This window comes from Tabrizicola sp. TH137, assembly GCF_002855575.1.
Classification (GTDB): domain Bacteria; phylum Pseudomonadota; class Alphaproteobacteria; order Rhodobacterales; family Rhodobacteraceae; genus Paragemmobacter.
On the sequence record NZ_PKRQ01000002.1, the window covers coordinates 199,504 to 219,565 of the forward strand.

The window sequence follows — 20,062 nt, forward strand, 5'->3', positions numbered from 1 at the left end:
CGGCGGGCTTTCTGCTAGGCTATGGATGCGGCGCGGATTGCGATTGACGCGGGTTCGGGGTTCAGGATACGCATTTTGCAACCGGTTGCAAATAGTTCCGGGAGGGAGGGCGCGATGCGGGATATCGGCATCGGGATCATCGGCGGCGGCTATATGGGCAAGGCCCATGCGGTGGCGATGGCGGCGGTGGGCGCGGTCTTTGCCTCGGCGCTGCGGCCAAGGCTTGAGATGGTCTGCGCGACCTCGGACGCCTCGGCGGAGCGGTATCGGGCGGAATATGGATTCGCGCGGGCGACGGCGGATTGGCGCGTGCTGGTGGCGGATGCACGGGTGGAGGCGGTGGTGATCGCCTCGCCGCAGGAAACGCATCGGGCGATTGCCGAGGCGGCCTTTGCGGCGGGCAAGCCCGTGTTCTGCGAAAAGCCCCTGGGGGCGGACCTTGCCGATAGCCGCGCGATGGTGGCGGCGGCAGAGGCGGCCGGGCTGCCCAATATGGTGGGGTTCAACTATATCCGCACGCCCGCCTCGCAATTCGCCCGGGCGTTGGTGGCAGGCGGCGAGATCGGGGAGGTGACCTGGTTTCGCGGGGAACATACCGAGGATTTCGATGCCGACGGCAGCCGCCCCGCGACATGGCGGAATTTCGGGGCGGCGAATGGGACGATGGGGGACCTTGCGCCGCATATGATCAACGCGGCACTCGCGCTGATTGGCCCCATCGCGCGGCTCTCGGCGGATGTGGGGACGGTGTATCCGGATCGGCCCGGCCGGGAGGGGCGGGCGATCAACGATGATATCGGGCAGTTCATGTGCCGTTTCGCGAATGGGGCGATGGGGCATCTGTCCTTTTCCCGCGTCGCGCAGGGGCGGAAGATGGGCTATGCCTATGAAATCGTTGGAACAAAGGGCGCGATCCGGTTCGATCAGGAGGATCAGAATGCGCTCTGGCTTTACAAGGCCGAGGGTCCCGAAGCCTTGCGCGGGTTCCGCAGGATCCTGACGGGGCCGGAGCATCCGGATTACCGGGCTTTCTGTCAGGGGCCGGGGCATGGGACGGGCTATCAGGACCAGATCATCATCGAGGCGCGGGATTTCCTGCGGGCCATCGAGACGGGGGAGGCGGTCTGGCCCACCTTCCGCGACGGGATGGAGGTCAATCGCGTGATCGCGGCGGCGTGGGACTCGGCGGCCTCGGGCGCCTGGGTGGAACTGTGAGGGGAATGGAATGATCCGGATCGGCAATGCACCCTGTTCCTGGGGTGTGGAATTCGCGGATGACCCGCGCAACCCGCCATGGCGGCGCGTGCTGGCCGAGGCGGCGGCGGCGGGCTATCGGGGGATCGAGCTTGGCCCCATCGGGTTCATGCCGGAGGACCCGGTCGCCCTGGGAGACGGGCTGGCGGAACATGGGCTGACGCTGATCGGCGGGGTGGTGTTCCGGCCCTTCCACGATCCGGGGAAGTGGGAAGAGGTCTGGGATGCCTCGGTCCGGACCTGCAAGGCGCTGGTGGCGCATGGGGCGCGGCATCTGGTGCTGATCGATTCCATCTCGCCGCGCCGGGCGCCGACGGCGGGGCGGGCGGCAGAGGCCGAGCAGATGGGGGCGGAGGAATGGGCCGGGTTCGTGGACCGCATCCGCCGGGTGGCCGAACTGGGGGCGGATCAGGGGCTGACCGTGGGCATCCATGCCCATGCGGCGGGGTTCATTGATTTCGAGCCGGAGCTGGAGCGGCTGCTGGATGAGGTGGATGAAGGCCTGTTGAAGATCTGTTTCGACACGGGGCACCATTCCTATGCGGGATACGACCCCGTGGCCTTCATGAAGCGGCATGTGGGGCGGATTTCCTACATGCATTTCAAGGATATCGACCCTGTGGTGAAGGCGCGGGCCGTGGCGGCGCGGACGGGGTTCTATGAGGCCTGCGCGGAAGGCATCTTCTGCAATCTGGGCAAGGGCGATGTGGATTTCCCGGCGGTGCGGCAGATCCTGCTGGAGGCCGGTTTCGTAGGGTGGTGCACGGTGGAGCAGGATTGCGATCCGGCGGGGCCGACTTCGCCTGTCGATGACGCGCGGGCGAACCGGGACTATCTGGCGTCGATCGGGTTTTGAGGGAGCAGGCAGGATGAAGCGCTTGAACTGGGGGATGATCGGCGGCGGCAAGGGCAGCCAGATCGGGCCTGCGCATCGCATCGCGGCGGGGCTGGACGGGCATTTCGCCTTTGTGGCCGGCGCGCTGGACGCCGATCCTGCGGCGGGCCGGGCCTTCGCGCAGGAATTGGGCGTGGCGGCGGACCGCGCCTATGGCGACTGGCGCGAGATGCTGGAGGGGGAGCGGGGCCGGGCGGACAGGATCGACCTTGTCACGGTGGCGACGCCCAATGCCACGCATTACGAGATTTCCAAGGCCTTTCTGGAAGCTGGCATCAACGTGTTGTGCGAAAAGCCCATGACGGTGACGGAGGCCGAGGCGGAGGACCTTGTACTGACCGCCCGCCGGATGGGGCGCATCTGCGCGGTGAATTACGGCTATACGGGCTATGCGCTGGTGCGCCACATGCGGGCGATGGTGGCGCGGGGCGATATCGGCAAGGTGCGGCTGGTGGTGGCGGAATTTGCCCATGGCCACCATGCCAATGCGGCGGATGCCGACAATCCGCGTGTGCGCTGGCGCTATGACCCGGCGCAGGCGGGGGTATCGGCGCAATTCGCCGACTGCGGCATCCATGCGCTGCACATGGCGTCTTTCGTGACGGGGCAGGAGGTGGCGCGGCTGTCGTCGGATTTCGCCTCCTGCCTGCCGTCGCGGGTGCTGGAGGATGACGCCATGGTCAACTTCCGCATGGAGGGCGGCGCGGTGGGGCGGCTCTGGACATCCTCGGTGGCCATCGGGCGGCAGCACGGGCTGACGATCCAGGTCTTTGGCGAGACGGGGGGGCTGCGCTGGGCGCAGGAGCAGCCGAACCAGCTTTACCACATGCCGCTGGGCCAGCGGTTACAGGTGATCGAGCGGGGCGAAGGGAACCTGTCGCCCGAGGCGGATCGGGCCAGCCGGGTGACGGTGGGCCATGCAGAGGGGATGCCGCTTGCCTTTGGCAATATCTACCGCGATCTGGCCGAAAGCCTGCTGGCAGCGGCAGAGGGGCGGGTGCCGGACCCGGCGGTGACGCTGTTTCCGCGGGCGGAGGATGGGCTGCGGTCCATCGCGGCGATCCATGCGGCGGTGGCTTCGGCCAAGGCCGAGGGGGCCTGGGTGGATGCGCGACCCGCGCTGTTCCGCTAGGGGAGCGGGCGCAGGGTCTTTCTTTCCACGATGTGGCAGGGGAAGAGCCGCAGGTCGGGGGCGCGGTCGGCATCGGTGAAGCGTTCGGCGATCAGATCGACCGAGGCGGTCACGATATCCTCGAAAGGCTGGTGGATGGTGGTTAGGGCGATGTTGGCCCAGCCCGCCATCTCCATGTCATTCAGGCCGATGAGGCCGATATCCTCGGGGATGCGGAGGCCCGCATCGGTGATGGCGGACATTGCGCCGATGGAGAGGACGTCATCGGCGCAGAACCAGGCTTCGGCGCGGGTGCCGGGCAGGAGGGACTGCATGGCAGCGCGGCCTGCGGCAAAGCTGTAGGCCCCGGCGAAATGGACGCTCACCTCGGCCCCGGCGGCGCGGGCGACTTCGGTGAAACCGGCGAGGCGATCCTCGGTGGTGGAGGCCGTTGCCGGGCCGCCGAGAAAGCCGAGGCGGCGATAGCCCCGTGAGATCAGGGTTTCGGCCACCATGCGCCCCGCAGCGATGTTGTCGATGGCGACGACATCGACGGCCGGGGGGGTGGTGGCGCGGCCGAAAGCCTGCACCAGCGGGATGCCCGCCGCGCGGAAGCCGGTGGCAAAGGCGTCGGGCAGATGCGAGGAGGCGACGATGACGCCATCCACGGAATATTGCCGCAGAAGCTGGACCGAGCGGTCGGGATCGTTCTCATCGGACAGGTTCACCAGCAGCGGGCGCAGGCCGCGATCCTGAAGGGCGCGGGTGAAGAGGTCGAAGATTTGCAGGAAGGCCGGGTTGCGGAAGTTGTTGGACACCAGCCCGACGAGCTGCGTGCGCCGCGTGGTCAGGCTGCGGGCAAGCATGTTGGGGCTGTAGCCCAGTTCGGTGGCGGCCTTCATCACCTTGGCGCGGGTCTTGGCCGAGACGGAGGCGCCTTCGGTGAAGCTGCGCGAGACGGCGGCGCGCGAGACCCCGGCGCGTTCTGCGACTTCCCTGAGCGTGATGGCCATGCCGGATGCCTGCGGTTCTGGATGCGGGAGGGGAAGGTTAGGCGAAGCCGGTGCAAATGTCACCGGGGCGGCACGGGGGCGATCACGGCGCCGTGTAGGGCAGTGCCGGGGGCGATTGAACCCGGCGGGAAGGGCTGTCAGATTGCGTCGGGTTGGAATTGCCGATGGAAGAGAGCCGCGATGAAGCCGATCCTGTGCCTGCCTGTTGCCCTTGCCCTTGCGGGTTGCGTGACCACGCCGGGGGCCGAGGGGGAACTGCCGCCGCTGCCCGAGCAGGTGGTGGCCGTGGCGGCCCCCTGGCAGAACCTTGCGACGGCGCGGCTGCTGCCTGAGGACAATTGCTATTGGTATGAACATGACGGGCAGGTGGAGCGCACACTGCTGCCGTTGCGGACGCCCGAGGGGCGGCCGATCTGCGCGGCGGCGGAAGGCTGAGCCCGCGCCTCAGGTGGCGGCGGTGATGCTGTCCTCGGCCGGGTAGAGCCAGGCATTTACGCCGACATCGACATTTTCATAAAGCCCGATGATATGGGCCATCACCATCCGCACGCAGCCGGAGGAGGCGCGCCAGCCGATGGAGCGGGGGAAGGGCGTGCCATGGATGCGCAGCATCGTGTCGCGCCCGCCCTTGTAGAGGTAGAGCGCCCTGGCCCCCAGCGCATTGGCCGGACCGGGGGGCATCCCGTCGGCATATTGCGCGTAGATCTCGGGTTCGCGGGCGATCATGTTGGCAGTGGGCGTCCAGCGGGGCCATTTCGCCTTGCGCTGGATGGTGAAGAGGCCGGGTTCGTACAGGCCGCCACGCCCGATGGCCACGCCATAGCGCATCGCGGTGCCGTCGGGCTGGATATGGTAGAGGTAGCGGGCGATGGCATCGACATGGATGTCGCCGGGCTTGAGCCCGTCCTTCGCCTCGACCCGCGTGGGCAGGAGCCGGGGATGCAGACCCCAGGGGTTGGAGGTGGCGGGGTCGTAATTCGGCGGCGTCACCTCGGCATCCCAGGCGGCCCATTGCGATTGCTGGGCGCTGGCCGGGGTGGCGAAGGGCGCGGTGATCGCGGGCGAGAAGAGCGCGGCGGAGGTGAGGATGAAGTGGCGTCTGGTGAGCATCTTGTCGTCCCGCAGGGGTGGCCGTTGTCACGGTGGTCAGTTCGCCGCATAGCGGTTTGGCAGGCAGTTGGCAGTTCACAATATGTTTAGGACTGGCTGTTCAGGACTGGCACCGGTCAGCCCGCCTCGGCGGCATCGAGCCTTTCCTGCGCCTCCATCCAGAGGGTTTCAGCCCGCGCCATCGCCTCTTCGCATTCGGCGAATTTGCGGTTCCAGCTTTCCAGTTCGTGAATCTTCGCCTCGTCATAGAGGGCCGGGTCGGCCAGCCGGGCCGAAAGCTTGGCATGCATTTCTTCCAGCTTGGCGATGCGATCTTCGCATTTGCGCAGGTCGGCGCGCAGGGCGAGGATTTCGTCGCGGCTGGCTTTCTTTGGTTTTTCAGAGGGTTTCGCGGCGATCTTCACCTCATCCTCGCCGGAGAGGAGGAGTTTGCGATAGGCTTCCAGATCCTCGGTGAACGGTGTGACCGCGCCGCCTTTCACGAGCCAGAGCCGATCTGCCACCAGCGACAGAAGGTGCATGTCATGGCTGACGAGGATGACGGCACCGGAATATTCGGTCAGCGCCTCGACCAGCGCCTCGCGGCTTTCGATGTCGAGGTGGTTGGTGGGTTCGTCGAGGATCAGAAGATGCGGCGCGTCGATGGTGGCGAGAAGGAGTGAGAGCCGCGCCTTCTGCCCGCCCGAGAGGCGGCCGACCACGGTTTCGGCCTGTTCGGCCATCAGGCCGAATCCCGCCAGCCGGGCGCGGTTCTTGGCCTGCCCTTCATCGGGGCGCAGGCGCTGGACATGCTGGAGCGGTGTTTCGTCGATACGGAGTTCATCGACCTGATGCTGGGCGAAATAGCCGATGCGCAGCTTGGACGAGCGATGGACGCGGCCATCCTGCGCGGCGAGTTTCCCGGCGAGCAGTTTCGACAGGGTGGATTTGCCTTCGCCGTTGCGGCCCAGAAGGGCGATGCGGTCGTCCTGGTCGATGCGCAGGGAAAGCTTGCGCAGGACGGGAGGGCCGCCATAGCCGACCGCCGCGCCTTCCAGATTGACGATGGGCGGGGCGAGTTCTTCGGGCGCGGGGAAGGTGAAGGCCACGCGCTTTGCCTCTTCCGGGGCGGTGATGGGGGTCATTTTTTCCAGCATCTTCACCCGGCTTTGCGCCTGCGTGGCCTTCGAGGCTTTTGCCTTGAAGCGGTCAACGAAGGATTGCAGATGCGCGCGGCGGGCCTCCTGCTTTTTCGCCTCGGCGGCCTGCACGGCGCGGCGTTCGGCCATCTGGCGGGCGAATTGATCGTAAGGCCCTGACCAGTAAGTGAGTTTCCGGTTGTCCAGATGCAGGATGCCGCCCACGGCGCGGTTCAGGAGGCCGCGGTCGTGGCTGATGATAAGGACGGTATGGGGGTATTTCTGGAGATAGCTTTCCAGCCAGAGCGCGCCTTCGAGATCGAGGTAGTTGGTCGGTTCGTCCAGCAGCAGGAGGTCGGGCTGCGAAAAGAGGACGCCGGCCAGCGCCACGCGCATCCGCCAGCCCCCCGAGAAGGCGGAGCAGGGCATCCGCTGCTGATCCGTGTCGAAGCCTAAGCCCTTGAGAATGCTGGAGGCGCGACCCTCTGCCGACCAGGCGTCGATATCGGCGAGGCGGGACTGGATATCGGCGATGCGGGTGGGGTCGGTGGCGATAAGGGATTCGGCGAGGAGCGCGGTACGTTCCTCATCGGCCTGAAGGACGGTGTCGAGAAGCGAGGTTTCCGACGAGGGCACCTCTTGCGCGACGCCGCCGATGCGGGCGCGGGAGGGGAGGGTGATCGACCCGCCCTCCAGCGCAAGCTCGCCCCGTATCAGCCTGAAAAGCGTGGTCTTTCCCGTGCCGTTGCGGCCCACGAGCCCGACCTTGTGGCCGGTGGGAATGGTGGCGGAGGCGCCTTCGAACAGGGGGCGGCCTTCGACGGAATAGGTGATGTCTTCGATCTTCAGCATGATGCCTGATCGCTTGCCCGATGGGGGGCGGGGCGTCAACGGGGCTGTGCCGCATTCCGTGCCGTCTTTTGTGCCGCAAACTGTGGGCACGCAGCGAACGGTCGGGGGTGGCCTTGCGCAACGGCAGAGCGGGGGTGGGGCTGGCCCTGATCGCGGCGACTTTCCTTCGTCATGGACGCGTGCTAGGAGCGCCGCGCAAGAGAATTCCGGCGCGGCGGGCAGTCCGCGCGCCCCAGAAACGGAGACGCCTGACATGGCCATCGAACGCACCCTGTCGATCATCAAGCCCGATGCGACAAAGCGCAACCTGACCGGCAAGATCGTTGCCAAGTTCGAAGAGGCGGGGCTGCGCGTCGTCGCCTCGAAGCGCATCCACCTGACCACGGCGCAGGCTGGCGCCTTCTATGCCGAGCACAAGGAGCGCGGCTTCTATGGCGAGCTGTGCGAGTTCATGGCTTCCGAGCCGGTGGTGGTGCAGGTTCTGGAAGGCGACAATGCCATCGCGAAGAACCGCGAAGTGATGGGCGCGACCGATCCGGCCGCCGCCGCCGATGGCACGATCCGCAAGGAATTCGCGCTGTCGAAGGGCGAGAATTCGGTCCACGGGTCGGACAGCGAGGCCTCGGCCGCGCGCGAGATCGCCTTCTTCTTCTCGGGCCTTGAACTGGTCGGCTGAGGCTGATCGGCGGAAGGGGCCAAAAATCTTCGAAGATTTTTGCAAACTTCTTCGAAGAAATTTGGTCAGCGGCGTCGGTCGATGACGCCCAGCATATCGAGGGCCGCTTCCAGTTCGGAGCGGCCCTTTTGCGTGGTCGTGGCCTTGATCGCGTCAAAGCGGGCGCGCAGCGCCTTTTTCTCTTCACCCTGGCAATCATTCCAGGGGCGGCCTTGCAGGCCCATCACCAGCACGTAATAGCCGATGAAATGCGGGGCCGTGCCGGATTGGATGAGGCGGCGATAGGCCTCGTCCGGGCCGAGGGCCTGCACCTCTTCGGCGGAATGGATGCCCGCCTTGGCGAAGGCGGCCTCGGTCGCGGGGCCGAGATTGCGGATGGACGAGACGGGTGTGGGCATGGGCGGACCGCCGGAATCGAAACGGGGCCAGCCTAGCGGCTGACCCCGTGAGAAGAGAAGGCCTTCGTTCCGTCTTGGGTCAGATCGAGGCCCAGTCCTTGAAGATCGGGGTGGACCCTTGCTGCTGGGTCGTGCCCTGCGATTGGTCCTGTTGCGGCTGGGGGGAAGTGCTGCCGCCCTGCTGCTGCGTCGGCGTGGGTTTCTTTGCCATGGTCCTGCTCGTGTCCTGTTCTGCTCAGGTATTCGCCTCGGTTCTTATCTGAGCGCGGAAATCGGCTGCGGCAAGACAAGGCCATGACGAATTTGCGACGAGTTATCCACACTGTGCGACAGATGCAACAGGTCCAAAGGTATGGAAACCGTTTCAGCCGATCACGGTTGCGGGAAAGCCGACCTCGTCAAGCGCGCGGAGCAGGCGGTCGGGGCTGGCGGAACCGCTGGCGGTGGCGGTCCTGGCGGCGAGGTCCACGGTGACGGTGCCTGCGTCGCCAAGCGCGGCGAGGGCGGATTCGACCGAGGCCTTGCAATGGCCGCAGGTCATGTCGGGGATGGCGAGGGTGGTCATGGCAGGCGTCCTTTCAGCTTTTGCCGGGATATGGGGCTTTCCCCTGCGGGAAGGTCAAGGGGGGCGGGAAGATCAAAAATCGGGGTAGAGCGCGGGGCTTGACCTTCCCGTGACAGGAAGGATTAGGTGTGGATGCGGAAGGAGATGTCAGATGACCGAAGCCGCCCTCATGCCTGCCCCTGCCCATCCCGCCCCCCAGTCAGGCATGTCGCCGGAGCGCCATGCGCGGTTCCGGCTGGAGGGGATGACCTGCGCCTCCTGTGTGCTGCGGGTGGAGCGGCTGCTGCTGGCCCAGCCGGGGGTGGTGCGGGCGGTGGTGAATCTTTCGACGGAGACGGCGGATGTGACATGGCAGGCCCCGGCCACCCCGGCGGGATTGGCGGCGGCGCTGGCCAGGGCGGGCTATCCGGCGCGGGAGACGGTGGTGGTGCTGGGGGTGGAGGGAATGACCTGCGCCGCCTGCACGGGCCGGGTGGAGCGGGTGCTGCGCGGCCAGCCGGGCGTGAAGGAGGCGGTGGCCAATCTGGCCTTGCGGCGGGCGACGGTGACGCTGTTCGAGGGCGGCGCGGAGGCCGAGGCGCTGGCCGCGGCGGTGAGCAAGGCGGGCTATGCGGCGGCGCCCCTGGAGGCGGCGGCGGCGCATGACCCGGCGGCCGAGCAGCGGCGCCTGGCGCGCGAGACGGGGGTTGCGGCGGCGCTGACCCTGCCGGTCTTCGTGGTGGAGATGGGCGGGCATCTGGTGCCGGCCTTCCATCACTGGCTGATGGGCGTGGTGCCGATGCAGGCGCTGTGGCTGGCGCAATTCCTGCTGGTGACGCTGGTTCTGGCCGGGCCGGGGCGGCGGTTCTTCTTCAAGGGCATCCCCGCGCTGCTGCGCGGGAGCCCGGACATGAATGCGCTTGTGGCGATGGGGACGGGCGCGGCCTGGGCCTATTCGACAGTGGTGACCTTTGCGCCCGCGCTGGTGCCTGCGCCGTCGCGCGCCGTCTATTTCGAGGCGGCGGCGGTGATCGTGGTGCTGATCCTGCTGGGGCGGTTCCTCGAGGCGCGGGCGCGCGGGCAGGCGGGGGCGGCCATCGCGCGGCTGGTGGGGATGCAGCCCAAGGCGGCGCGGCTGGAGGATGGGACGGAGGTGCCGGTGGCCTCGCTCGTGCCGGGGATGCGGGTGCAGATCCGGCCCGGCGAGCGGGTGCCGGTGGATGCTGTGGTGGTTTCGGGGGCCTCGGCGGTGGATGAGGCGATGCTGACGGGCGAGCCTGTGCCGGTGGCCAAGGGCGCGGGCGACGCAGTGACGGGCGGCACGGTGAACGGGACTGGCGCGCTGATCGTGGAGGTGCGGGCGGTGGGCGCGGCCACGGTGCTGGCGCGCATCGTGGCGCTGGTGGAAGAGGCGCAGGGGACGAAGCTGCCGGTGCAGGCGGTGGTGGACCGGGTGACGCTGTGGTTCGTGCCGGTGGTGATGGGGATCGCGGCGCTGGCCTTCGCGGGCTGGATGATTGCGGGGCAGGGGGTGGCGGCGGCGCTGGTGGCGGGGGTGTCGGTGCTGATCATCGCCTGTCCCTGCGCGATGGGGCTGGCGACGCCGGTGTCGATTCTGGTGGGAACGGGGCGGGCGGCGGAACTGGGCGTGCTGTTCCGGCGGGGCGAGGCCTTGCAGCGGCTGTCGGAGGTGCGGGTCGTGGCCTTCGACAAGACCGGGACGCTGACGGCGGGGCGGCCTGTGGTGACGGATCTGGTGGGCGAGGATCTGTTGGCCGAGGCGGCGGCGGTGGAGGCGGGATCGGAACATCCGCTGGCAGGGGCGGTGCTGGCCGAGGCGGCGGCGCGGGGGATCGTCCTGCCGGGGGCAGAGGGGTTCGAGGCGGTGCCGGGCTTGGGCGCGCGGGCACATGTCGGGGGGCGGCTGGTGGCGGTCGGATCGGCGCGGATGTTTGCCGAGGTGCCGGGCGATCTGGCGGTCGAGGGGGCGCGGCTGGCGGCGGCGGGGAAGGGGCTGCTCTATGTCGGGGACGGGACGGTGGCGCGCGGCCTGATCGCGGTGGCCGATCCGGTGAAGCCCTCTGCCCTGGCGGCGCTGGGGGCCCTGCGCGGGATGGGGCTGCGGCTTGCCATGGTGACCGGGGACAATGCGGTGACGGCGGGGGCCATCGCGGCGCGGCTGGGGATGGATGATGTGCAGGCGGGGGTGCTGCCCGAGGGCAAGGGGGCGGCGGTGCGCGCGATGGGGGCCGGGGTGGCCTTCGTGGGCGACGGGATCAATGACGCGCCCGCGCTGGCGGCGGCAGAGGTGGGGCTGGCCATGGGGACGGGGACGGATGTGGCGATCGAGGCGGGGGATGTGGTGCTGATGGCGGGCGATCCGCTGGCGGTGGTGGATGCGGTCCGGGTCAGCCGGGCCACGATGCGCAACATCCGGCAGAACCTGACCTGGGCCTTCGGTTACAACGCCGCGCTGATCCCGGTGGCGGCGGGGATGCTGGTGCCTTTCGGCGGGCCGCAGCTTTCGCCGATGCTGGCGGCGGGAGCGATGGCGCTGTCTTCGGTCTTCGTTCTGGGCAATGCCTTGCGGTTGCGGGCGGTGCCGGGTGTGCGGGCCGGGGAGGGCAGGGCATGAACATCAAGGAAGTGGCGGATCGCGCGGGGCTGCCGGCAAAGACAATCCGCTATTACGAGGAGATCGGGCTGATCCGGCCCCTGCGCGGGGCGAATGGCTATCGCGCCTTCCGCGAGAGCGATCTGCACAAGTTGGCCTTCCTGGCGCGGGCGCGGGGTCTGGGCTTCACCATCGAGGAATGCCGCAGGCTGCTGGCGCTTTATGAGGATCGCGGGCGGGCCAGTGCGGATGTGAAGGCGCTGGCCGAGGCGCATCTGGACGATATGGAGCGCAAGATCGCCGAGTTGCGCGCGATGCAGGCGACGCTGCGCGATCTGGTGGCGGGCTGTGCCGGCGACCAGCGGCCCGATTGCCCCATCCTGGCCGGATTGGCCGAGGGCACGGCCGCCGGGCGCGGCGGGACGAAGCCCTGCCACTGAGGGGGCTTCAAGCCGCAGGCGGGGCATGCCAGTCTGCGCGGGCAGATGGAGGTGCCCATGTCCGATCCGATCGCCGACCTGATCCCCGTCTTCGACGGCCATAACGACATCCTCTACCGCATCCTGATGCAGCCCGAGGCGCGCGAGGCGATCTGGCTGACGGGCGAGGGGCGGGGGCATCTGGACCTGCCGCGGATGCAGGCGGGCGGCTTTGCCGGGGGGATGTTCGCGATCTACATCCCCTCGCCCTCGGACGACGAGGATGCGTCGGTCGAGGCCCTGATGGACCAGCCGCCCTATGAGCTGGACCTGCCCGCGCCCCTGCCTTTGCGCGACAGCCAGGCGGTGGCGCTGGACCTGGTGGCGCAACTCATGTGGATGGAGCGCGCCTCGGGCGGCGCGTTCCGGCTGTGCCGCACGGCGGGTGAGATCGAGGCGGCCCGGGCGGCGGGTGTGATCGCGGGCGTGATGCATATGGAGGGGGCGGAGGCGATCGACGCGGGCTGCGATGCGCTGCATGCCTTCCATGCGATGGGGCTGCGCTCGCTCGGCCCGGTCTGGAGCCGCCCGACCATTTTCGGCCATGGCGTGCCCTTCGCCTTTCCGTCAGGCCCCGATACCGGGCCGGGGCTGACCGAGGCGGGGCGGCGGCTGGTGCGGGACTGCAACGCCCTGCGCATCCTGATCGACCTGAGCCATCTGAACGAGAAGGGCTTTGACGAGGTGGCCCGCCTGTCCGACGCGCCGCTGGTGGCCACCCATTCCAACGCGCATGCGGTGACGCCGTCCTCCCGCAACCTGACCGACCGGCAACTGGACATGATCCGCGCAAGCGGCGGCATTGTGGGGTTGAACTTCGCCACGGTCTTCCTGCGGCCCGACGGGCGGCGCGATCCGGCGATGGGATGGGAGCCGGTGCTGCGCCATCTGGACCATCTGATCGACCGGCTGGGCGAGGATCATGTCGGATTCGGGTCGGACTTTGACGGCGCGACGGTGCCTGAGGGCATCACCGATGTCACTGGCCTGCCGCGCCTGATCGCGGCGCTGCGGGCGCACGGCTATGGCGAAGCGCTGATCGGCAAGCTGGCCTGGGGCAACTGGCTGTCGGTGCTGCGCCGCACCTGGGGAGAGTGAGCGGCGCTGCCGAAAATTCTTCTCCGAAGAATTTTCGGCAAGGCCGAGGGGGAAAATTCTTCGACGAAGAATTTTCGGGGCGCCTTGAGGCGCCCGGGGGAAAAGTTTTCGGAGAAAACTTTTCTTCGGCGGGCCGGGTCAGGCGACGCGCAGGAGGGTCTGGAGATCACCGTTTCCGGTCACGAGATCGGCGAGGGTGACGCGATCCAGTTCGGCGTAGAAGGCGATGAGCGCATCCGAGATGACGCATTTCAGCCGGCAGGCGGCGACGAGGGGGCAGGTGTTCTCGCCCTCGGCGAAGCATTCGGTGAAGGGCAGGACGGATTCGAAGTCGCGGAAGACCTGGCCGACGGTGATCTGCTCGGGGCTGCGCCCCAGCATCAGCCCGCCCGAGCGGCCGCGGATGGTGCGCAGAAAGCCCTTCTGGGCGAGCAGGTGGATCACCTGCGCGAGGTGGTTCTCCGAGGCGGCGCAGGCTTCGGCGACCTCGTGCTTGCGGACGATCCGGCCGGGATTGACGGCGCAGAACATCAGGGTGCGCATGGCGAGGTTGGTGCGGGTGGTGAGTCTCATGGCGCGGGCTCCGGGCCTTGCACAGGCTGTGGCAGGTTGCTGTCGCCAAAGATTTATGCAGGGCAGAGCTTCTGCGACATGATCCAGATCAGATCGGTGGAAAAGCCGTTGCTGGTGGAAAATCGGTGGCGGGCGGGGGGGAAGGGGCTGTTGCCTGTGGGGCGCCGCCCTGTTGTTCAAAGCGTTTTGATCGTCCGGAAAAGCAAAAATGCTGCGCGATGGAACAAGAAACTTGCGGATGTTTGCGGTAACATTTAAAGCGGTTTGAAAGGGCCGATCCTTGGCTCGGGGCATCTTCTTGGCCTTGACCCGCGCAATGGGGGGCATAGGGTTGAGGCGTGGTGCCAAGAGATGGATGCAGTGACGTGAATGATCTGAGCCTGACCCCCAATCTGCTGCAAGCCGATATTGCGCGGCATCTGACCTTTACCCTTGGCAAGGATGCCCCGAACGCCTCGGTCTATGACTGGCGGATGGCGCTGTCCTTCGCGATCCGCGACCGGATCGTGGAGCCCTGGTTCGCCTCCACCCGCCGGACCTGGGCGGAGGATCGCAAGCGCGTCTATTACCTGTCGATGGAATTCCTGATCGGGCGTCTTCTGGAGGATGCCACGATCAATCTTGGCCTGCGCGACATTGCGGAAGAGGCGATGGCGGGCTTCGGGCAGGATTTCCGCGCCATCGTGGAGAATGAACCCGATGCCGCGCTGGGCAATGGCGGCCTTGGCCGCCTTGCCGCCTGTTTCATGGAAAGCATGGCGACGCTGGGTTGCCCCGCCTATGGCTATGGCATCCGCTATGAGCATGGTCTGTTCCGCCAGCGTTTCGAGGGCGGCCAGCAGGTGGAGACGCCGGAGGATTGGCTGACCCAGGCGCATCCCTGGGAATTCGCCCGTCCCGAAAGCGCCTATACCATTCCCTTCAAGGGCCATGTGGAGACACATGACGGGCGCGAGGTCTGGGTTCCGGGTGAAACCGTGCTGGCCGAGGCGCATGACACGCCGGTGATCGGCTGGCAGGGGAAATGGGCCAATACGTTGCGGCTCTGGGCGGCGAAGCCGACGACGCTGTTTGACCTCGACCGGTTCAACCGGGGGGATTATGCGGCCGCGGCGGAGCCCGAGGCGCTGGCGCGGACGCTGAGCCGCGTGCTCTATCCCGATGACACGACCTATCAGGGCAAGGAGTTGCGGCTGAAGCAGGAATTCTTCCTGACCTCTGCCGCCTTGCAGGACATTCTGCGCCGCTATCTGGCGCGGCATTCCGATCTGAAGGCGCTGCCGAAACATGTGGCGATCCAGATGAACGACACCCATCCGGCCATTGCGGGGCCGGAACTCGTGCGCCTTCTGATGGATGATCACGGGATGGGCTTTGACGATGCGCTGGAGACGGCGCGGGGCTGTCTGGGCTATACCAACCACACGCTGCTGCCCGAGGCGCTGGAACGCTGGGCGACCTTCACCTTCGGTAATGTGCTGCCGCGCCATATGCAGATCGTGGAGCGGATCGACAGTTGGCACCGCCGCACCTATCCGTCGCGGCCCCATTACGTGGGGATCGTGAAGCATCACGAGGTTCGGATGGGGGAACTGGCCTTCATCATGGCGCATAAGGTGAACGGGGTTTCGGCGCTGCATTCCGATCTGGTGAAGAAGAACCTGTTTCCGGAACTGGAGCGCCTGCATCCGGGGCGGATCATCAACCAGACCAATGGCGTGACGCCGCGGCGCTGGCTGAAGATGGCGAACCGGCCTTTGGCCAAGCTGATCACCGACACGATCGGCGAGGGCTGGGAGGACGATCTGGATCGTCTGAAGGGGCTGGAGCCGCATGTGAAGGGCAAGGCCTTCCGCGAGGCCTTTGGCGCGGCGAAGCGGGCCAACAAGGTGGCGCTGTCGAACTGGATCGCGGCGGAATGCGGGGTGAAGGTATCGCCCGACGCGCTGTTCGACGTGCAGATCAAGCGCATCCATGAATACAAGCGCCAGCTTCTGAACATCCTGGAAACCATCGCGCATTGGCACCAGATCCGGTCCAACCCCAAGGCGGGCTGGGTGCCGCGGGTGAAGATCTTTGGCGGCAAGTCGGCGCCGGGCTATGCGGTGGCGAAGGAGATCATCCACCTGATCAATGACGTGGCGCAGGTGGTGAACAACGATCCGGTCACAGGCGATCTTCTGAAGATCATCTATCCGGCGAATTACAATGTCAGCATGGCGGAGCGGCTGATCCCCGCTGCCGATCTGTCGGAACAGATTTCCACCGCCGGGAAAGAGGCCAGCGGCACCGGCAACATGAAGTTCATGATGAACGGCGCGCCGACCATCGGCACGCTGGACGGGGCCAATGTGGAAATTCTGGAAGAGGTGGGGGCGGAGAACTTCTTCCTCTTCGGCCTGACGGCGGAAGAGGTGATGAAGCGCCGCGAAGACCCGGAACATGCCCGCAAGGCCATCGAGGCGAGCCAGGCGCTTCAGGATGTCTTGCAGATGATCGCCGAAGGGCGGTTCAGCCCCGACAATACCGACCGCTATCACGGGCTGGTGCATCGGGTCTGGCATCATGACTATTTCCTCGTGGCATCGGATTTCGACGCCTATCACGCCGCGCAGGCCGAGGTGGACCGGGCCTACAAGGACCGCGACCGCTGGGTTTCGATGGCGGCGATGAACACGGCGCGCAGCGGGTTCTTTTCGTCGGATCGCACGATCCGCAGCTATATGGACGAGATTTGGGGGGTCACCTCGGCCCTGTGACGGGTCTGGGTGGCGCCCTTTGGGAGGGGGGCGGCCATGGGCGAAAACCTGATCGACCACGGGGCGGCCAAGGCCATTGTCGAAGGGCGGCATGGCGATCCCTTTTCCGTGCTGGGCCTGCACAAGCGGGACGGGGCCTGGGTCGTTACCGCCTTTGTGCCGGGGGCAGAGCGGCTGTGGCTGCTGACGGGCAAGGCGGCGAAGGCCGTTGAGGCGGAGGCGGTGCCGGGCTGCGACGGTCTGTTCTGCGCGCGGCTGGCGCGCAAGGCCGAGTACCGGCTGCGCGCCGAAGGGCATGGGGCGGTGTGGGAGTTCGACGATCCCTTCCGCTTTGGCCCGGTGCTGGGCGAGATGGATGAATATCTGCTGGGGGAGGGCACGCATAAGCGGCTCTGGCAGGTGCTGGGCGCGCATGTGATCACCCATGAGGGCGTGGAGGGCACGCATTTCGCCGTCTGGGCGCCGAATGCGGAGCGCGTCTCGGTGGTTGGGGATTTCAACATCTGGGACGGGCGGCGCCATCCGATGCGGCGGCGCGGTGCGACGGGGGTGTGGGAGACCTTCATCCCCGGTCTGGGCGAGGGCGCGACCTACAAGTATGAAATCCTCGGCAAACATGGCGCGCCCGGCCCGCTGAAGGCCGATCCGGTGGGATTCGGGTCGGAGCATCCGCCGGCAAATGCCTCGGTCGTGCGGCGGATCGACGGGGCATTCCACGATGCCGACTGGATGGCGACGCGGGCGGCGCGGCATTCCATCGACGCCCCCATATCGGTCTATGAGGTGCATCTGGGATCGTGGCGGCGCGCGCCGGGGGACAGGATGCTGTCCTATCTGGAACTGGCCGAGCAACTGGTGGATTACGTGGCCGATATGGGCTTTACCCATATCGAGCTGATGCCGATCAGCGAATTTCCCTTTGACGGAAGCTGGGGCTATCAGCCGGTGGGGATGTTCGCCCCGACCATCCGCCACGGCACGCCGGGCGAGTTCCGCGCGCTGGTGGATGCGGCGCACACGAAGGGGCTGGGGGTGCTTCTGGATTGGGTGCCCGGGCATTTCCCGACCGATCCGCACGGGTTGGGCCGGTTCGACGGGACGGCGCTTTATGAACATGCCGACCCGCGCGAGGGGTTCCATCAGGATTGGAACACCTTGATCTACAATTACGGGCGGGTGGAGGTGGCGAATTACCTCGTCTCCAACGCCCTCTATTGGCTGGAGGAATATCATGTGGACGGGCTGCGGGTGGATGCCGTGGCCTCGATGCTCTACCGCGATTACAGCCGGAAAGAGGGCGAGTGGATCCCCAACAAGGATGGCGGGCGCGAGAATTACGAGGCGGCGGCCCTGCTGCGGCGGATGAATGTCACCGTCTATGGCGAGGTGCCGGGGGTGATGACGGTGGCCGAGGAAAGCACGGCCTTTCCCGGCGTGTCGCGGCCGGTGGATCATGGCGGCCTTGGCTTTGGCTTCAAGTGGAACATGGGCTGGATGAACGACACCCTGTCCTACATGGAGAAGGACCCGATCTATCGGCAGTATCACCACCACCAGATGACCTTTGGCCTGCATTACGCCTGGTCGGAGAATTACATCCTGCCGATCAGCCATGACGAGGTGGTGCATGGCAAGGGCAGCATGCTGGAGAAGATGCCGGGGGATGGCCCCGAGAAATTCGCCAATCTGCGCGCCTATTACGGGTTCATGTGGGCGCATCCGGGCAAGAAGCTTTTGTTCATGGGATGCGAGTTTGCCCAAGGGCGGGAGTGGAACCATAACCAGAGCCTCGACTGGCATCAGTTGGAGATTGCCGAACATCGCGGGGTGCAGGCGCTGGTGCGCGATCTGAACCGCGCCTATCGGGAGAACCCGGCGCTGCATGTGAATGACACGCGGCCGGAAGGGTTTGCCTGGATCGAAAGCAATGATGCGGGGGCCTCGGTCTATGCCTGGGTCCGCAAGGGGGGGGCGAGCGATCCGATGGTCGTGGCGGTGGTGAACATGACGCCGGTGGAGCGGCGTTACCGGCTAGGCCTGCCTGCGGCGGGCCATTGGGACGAGATCCTGAACACGGATGCGGGCGTCTATGGCGGTGGCAACCGGGGCAATCTGGGCGGGGTGACGGCCGAGGCGGTGGCATGGCACGGGCAGGCGCAATCGGCGCTTGTCACCTTGCCGCCCTTGTCGGCAGTCTGGTTCCGTCAGGCGTGAGGATGACGACATAAGCGGCGAAGCCGCATCAGGGAGGGGAAGGCCATGTTGAAACCGAGACCGAATGCGCGCCTGTCTAGCCAGGCGATGGCCTTCGTCCTTGCCGGGGGGCGGGGGAGCCGGTTGAAGGAGTTGACGGACAGGCGGGCGAAGCCTGCGGTCTATTTCGGCGGCAAGACGCGGATCATCGACTTTGCCCTGTCCAACGCGCTGAATTCCGGCATCCGGAAGATGGCGATTGCCACGCAATACAAGGCGCATAGCCTGATCCGGCATTGCCAGCGGGGATGGAACTTCTTCCGGGCGGAGCGGAACGAATATCTGGACATCCTGCCCGCGTCGCAGCGGGTGGATGAAACGAAATGGTATCTGGGGACGGCGGATGCCGTGGCGCAGAACATCGACATCGTGGACAGCTATGGCATCAAATATGTCGTCGTGCTGGCGGGCGACCATATCTACAAGATGGATTACGAGATCATGCTGCAACAGCATGTCTCCACCGGGGCCGATGTGACCATCGGCTGCCTGACCGTGCCACGGATGGAGGCCACGGCCTTTGGCGTGATGGCGGTGGACAAGGAGATGCGCATCACCTCCTTCCTTGAAAAGCCGAAGGACCCGCCGGGCATTCCGGGCGATCCGGATCATGCGCTGGCCTCGATGGGCATCTATGTCTTTGACTGGGCCTTCCTGCGCGATCTGCTGATCCGGGATATGGAAGACCCGAATTCCTCCCATGATTTCGGCAATGACCTGATCCCGGCCATCGTGAAGAACGGCAAGGCCATGGCGCATAAATTCGCGGATTCCTGCGTGAAATCGGGGCTGGAGGATGAACCCTACTGGCGCGATGTGGGAACGATCGACGCCTTCTGGCAGGCCAATATCGACCTGACGGATTTCGTGCCGAAACTGGACATCTATGACAATTCCTGGCCGATCTGGACCTATTCCGAGATCGTGCCGCCCGCGAAGTTCATCCATGACGAGGATGGGCGGCGGGGGATGGCGATTTCCTCGCTGGTGTCGGGCGATTGCATCGTGTCGGGGTCGGAGGTGCGCAATTCGCTGCTCTTCACCGGGGTCAGGACGCATTCCTATTCCAGTCTGGAATATGTGGTGGCCCTGCCGCGCGTGGTGGTGAACCGCAAGGCGGAGTTGAAGAACGTTGTGATCGACAGCGGCGTGGTGATCCCGGAGGGCCTTGTCGTCGGGCAGGACCCGGAGGAGGATGCGAAATGGTTCCGGCGCAGCGAAGGGGGCATCGTGTTGATCACGCAGGACATGCTTGACGCGCGGGCGCGGAAATTGTCCTGAGAGGGCTCCCGGTGGATACCCCGGGGGGCTGTCT

At 66.5% G+C, this 20,062-nt stretch carries 18 protein-coding genes; 11 read left to right on the forward strand and 7 right to left on the reverse strand.

The window, feature by feature from the left end:
• The first annotated feature begins 114 nt into the window (after positions 1-114).
• Genes C0V75_RS06355 through C0V75_RS06365 form a run of 3 tightly spaced genes read left to right on the forward strand, consistent with a single transcriptional unit; the run spans position 115 to position 3,281 of the window.
• Positions 115-1,215, forward strand: a complete 1,101-nt coding sequence (locus tag C0V75_RS06355; protein ID WP_101920084.1) for a Gfo/Idh/MocA family protein — start codon at positions 115-117, stop codon at positions 1,213-1,215.
• A 10-nt stretch (positions 1,216-1,225) separates the two neighbouring features.
• Complete coding sequence (locus C0V75_RS06360) at positions 1,226-2,110, forward strand: TIM barrel protein (protein ID WP_101920085.1); 885 nt, start codon at positions 1,226-1,228, stop codon at positions 2,108-2,110.
• A 13-nt stretch (positions 2,111-2,123) separates the two neighbouring features.
• Positions 2,124-3,281, forward strand: a complete 1,158-nt coding sequence (locus C0V75_RS06365) for a Gfo/Idh/MocA family protein (RefSeq protein ID WP_101920086.1) — start codon at positions 2,124-2,126, stop codon at positions 3,279-3,281.
• On the opposite strand, the gene C0V75_RS06370 is transcribed toward C0V75_RS06365, so the two are convergent.
• Positions 3,278-4,273: a LacI family DNA-binding transcriptional regulator gene (locus C0V75_RS06370; RefSeq protein WP_101920087.1), complete on the reverse strand. Its 996-nt coding sequence runs from the start codon at positions 4,271-4,273 to the stop codon at positions 3,278-3,280. The genes C0V75_RS06365 and C0V75_RS06370 overlap by 4 nt on opposite strands.
• Before the next feature lie 180 nt (positions 4,274-4,453).
• Here C0V75_RS06370 and C0V75_RS06375 point away from each other — a divergent pair, with 180 nt between their 5' ends.
• Entirely contained in the window at positions 4,454-4,708 is a 255-nt protein-coding gene (locus C0V75_RS06375; protein ID WP_101920088.1) for a hypothetical protein, read from the forward strand.
• 9 nt (positions 4,709-4,717) lie between these two features.
• Here C0V75_RS06375 and C0V75_RS06380 read toward each other — a convergent pair whose 3' ends face one another.
• Entirely contained in the window at positions 4,718-5,383 is a 666-nt protein-coding gene (locus C0V75_RS06380) for a L,D-transpeptidase (RefSeq protein WP_101920089.1), read from the reverse strand.
• Positions 5,384-5,499: 116 nt separating this feature from the next.
• Positions 5,500-7,353, reverse strand: coding sequence for an ABC-F family ATP-binding cassette domain-containing protein (locus C0V75_RS06385; protein WP_101920090.1), 1,854 nt, complete (start codon positions 7,351-7,353; stop codon positions 5,500-5,502).
• Positions 7,354-7,606: 253 nt separating this feature from the next.
• Between C0V75_RS06385 and ndk the strand changes: the two genes are divergently transcribed.
• Positions 7,607-8,029 (forward strand): nucleoside-diphosphate kinase, encoded by a 423-nt coding sequence (gene ndk / locus C0V75_RS06390; protein WP_101920091.1) that lies wholly within the window; start codon positions 7,607-7,609, stop codon positions 8,027-8,029.
• Positions 8,030-8,094: 65 nt separating this feature from the next.
• Here ndk and C0V75_RS06395 read toward each other — a convergent pair whose 3' ends face one another.
• The 3 genes from C0V75_RS06395 to C0V75_RS06400 form a co-directional block, all read right to left on the reverse strand.
• Entirely contained in the window at positions 8,095-8,427 is a 333-nt protein-coding gene (locus C0V75_RS06395) for a TfoX/Sxy family protein (protein WP_101920092.1), read from the reverse strand.
• Between the two features lie 79 nt (positions 8,428-8,506).
• Positions 8,507-8,638 carry a hypothetical protein gene (locus tag C0V75_RS23925; RefSeq protein WP_256377153.1) on the reverse strand — a complete coding sequence of 44 codons (132 nt, stop codon included), beginning with the start codon at positions 8,636-8,638 and terminating at the stop codon, positions 8,507-8,509.
• Between the two features lie 153 nt (positions 8,639-8,791).
• Positions 8,792-8,992 (reverse strand): heavy-metal-associated domain-containing protein, encoded by a 201-nt coding sequence (locus C0V75_RS06400; protein WP_101920093.1) that lies wholly within the window; start codon positions 8,990-8,992, stop codon positions 8,792-8,794.
• Positions 8,993-9,197: 205 nt separating this feature from the next.
• Here C0V75_RS06400 and C0V75_RS06405 point away from each other — a divergent pair, with 205 nt between their 5' ends.
• The 3 genes from C0V75_RS06405 (at position 9,198) to C0V75_RS06415 (ending at position 13,162) form a co-directional block, all read left to right on the forward strand.
• Complete coding sequence (locus C0V75_RS06405; RefSeq protein WP_216821434.1) at positions 9,198-11,606, forward strand: heavy metal translocating P-type ATPase; 2,409 nt, start codon at positions 9,198-9,200, stop codon at positions 11,604-11,606.
• On the forward strand, positions 11,603-12,025 hold the full coding sequence (gene cueR, locus C0V75_RS06410; protein ID WP_101920095.1) for a Cu(I)-responsive transcriptional regulator: 423 nt from the start codon (positions 11,603-11,605) through the stop codon (positions 12,023-12,025). Before C0V75_RS06405 ends, cueR begins: the two co-directional genes overlap by 4 nt.
• A gap of 69 nt (positions 12,026-12,094) precedes the next feature.
• Positions 12,095-13,162: a dipeptidase gene (locus C0V75_RS06415; RefSeq protein WP_101920727.1), complete on the forward strand. Its 1,068-nt coding sequence runs from the start codon at positions 12,095-12,097 to the stop codon at positions 13,160-13,162.
• 138 nt (positions 13,163-13,300) lie between these two features.
• Here C0V75_RS06415 and C0V75_RS06420 read toward each other — a convergent pair whose 3' ends face one another.
• Positions 13,301-13,735 carry an Rrf2 family transcriptional regulator gene (locus C0V75_RS06420; protein ID WP_101920096.1) on the reverse strand — a complete coding sequence of 145 codons (435 nt, stop codon included), beginning with the start codon at positions 13,733-13,735 and terminating at the stop codon, positions 13,301-13,303.
• A gap of 365 nt (positions 13,736-14,100) precedes the next feature.
• Here C0V75_RS06420 and C0V75_RS06425 point away from each other — a divergent pair, with 365 nt between their 5' ends.
• The 3 genes from C0V75_RS06425 to glgC are packed head-to-tail and all read left to right on the forward strand — an operon-like array spanning position 14,101 to position 20,028.
• Positions 14,101-16,494: a glycogen/starch/alpha-glucan phosphorylase gene (locus C0V75_RS06425; RefSeq protein ID WP_101920097.1), complete on the forward strand. Its 2,394-nt coding sequence runs from the start codon at positions 14,101-14,103 to the stop codon at positions 16,492-16,494.
• A 36-nt stretch (positions 16,495-16,530) separates the two neighbouring features.
• Positions 16,531-18,708, forward strand: coding sequence for a 1,4-alpha-glucan branching protein GlgB (gene glgB, locus C0V75_RS06430; RefSeq protein WP_101920098.1), 2,178 nt, complete (start codon positions 16,531-16,533; stop codon positions 18,706-18,708).
• 45 nt (positions 18,709-18,753) lie between these two features.
• A complete protein-coding gene (gene glgC / locus C0V75_RS06435) occupies positions 18,754-20,028 on the forward strand; it encodes a glucose-1-phosphate adenylyltransferase (RefSeq protein WP_371410669.1) in 1,275 nt (424 codons plus the stop codon).
• The last annotated feature ends 34 nt before the right edge of the window (positions 20,029-20,062 follow it).

Coding starts and splice junctions, on each gene's coding strand:
- C0V75_RS06355 (WP_101920084.1), top strand. CDS start 115: ATGCGGGATATCGGCATCGGGATCATCGGCGGCGGCTATATGGGCAAG.
- C0V75_RS06370 (WP_101920087.1), bottom strand. CDS start 4,273: ATGGCCATCACGCTCAGGGAAGTCGCAGAACGCGCCGGGGTCTCGCGC.
- glgC (WP_371410669.1), top strand. CDS start 18,754: ATGTTGAAACCGAGACCGAATGCGCGCCTGTCTAGCCAGGCGATGGCC.
- C0V75_RS06400 (WP_101920093.1), bottom strand. CDS start 8,992: ATGACCACCCTCGCCATCCCCGACATGACCTGCGGCCATTGCAAGGCC.
- C0V75_RS06385 (WP_101920090.1), bottom strand. CDS start 7,353: ATGCTGAAGATCGAAGACATCACCTATTCCGTCGAAGGCCGCCCCCTG.
- ndk (WP_101920091.1), top strand. CDS start 7,607: ATGGCCATCGAACGCACCCTGTCGATCATCAAGCCCGATGCGACAAAG.
- C0V75_RS06375 (WP_101920088.1), top strand. CDS start 4,454: ATGAAGCCGATCCTGTGCCTGCCTGTTGCCCTTGCCCTTGCGGGTTGC.
- C0V75_RS06395 (WP_101920092.1), bottom strand. CDS start 8,427: ATGCCCACACCCGTCTCGTCCATCCGCAATCTCGGCCCCGCGACCGAG.
- C0V75_RS23925 (WP_256377153.1), bottom strand. CDS start 8,638: ATGGCAAAGAAACCCACGCCGACGCAGCAGCAGGGCGGCAGCACTTCC.
- C0V75_RS06360 (WP_101920085.1), top strand. CDS start 1,226: ATGATCCGGATCGGCAATGCACCCTGTTCCTGGGGTGTGGAATTCGCG.
- cueR (WP_101920095.1), top strand. CDS start 11,603: ATGAACATCAAGGAAGTGGCGGATCGCGCGGGGCTGCCGGCAAAGACA.
- C0V75_RS06380 (WP_101920089.1), bottom strand. CDS start 5,383: ATGCTCACCAGACGCCACTTCATCCTCACCTCCGCCGCGCTCTTCTCG.
- C0V75_RS06405 (WP_216821434.1), top strand. CDS start 9,198: ATGTCGCCGGAGCGCCATGCGCGGTTCCGGCTGGAGGGGATGACCTGC.
- C0V75_RS06365 (WP_101920086.1), top strand. CDS start 2,124: ATGAAGCGCTTGAACTGGGGGATGATCGGCGGCGGCAAGGGCAGCCAG.
- glgB (WP_101920098.1), top strand. CDS start 16,531: ATGGGCGAAAACCTGATCGACCACGGGGCGGCCAAGGCCATTGTCGAA.
- C0V75_RS06420 (WP_101920096.1), bottom strand. CDS start 13,735: ATGAGACTCACCACCCGCACCAACCTCGCCATGCGCACCCTGATGTTC.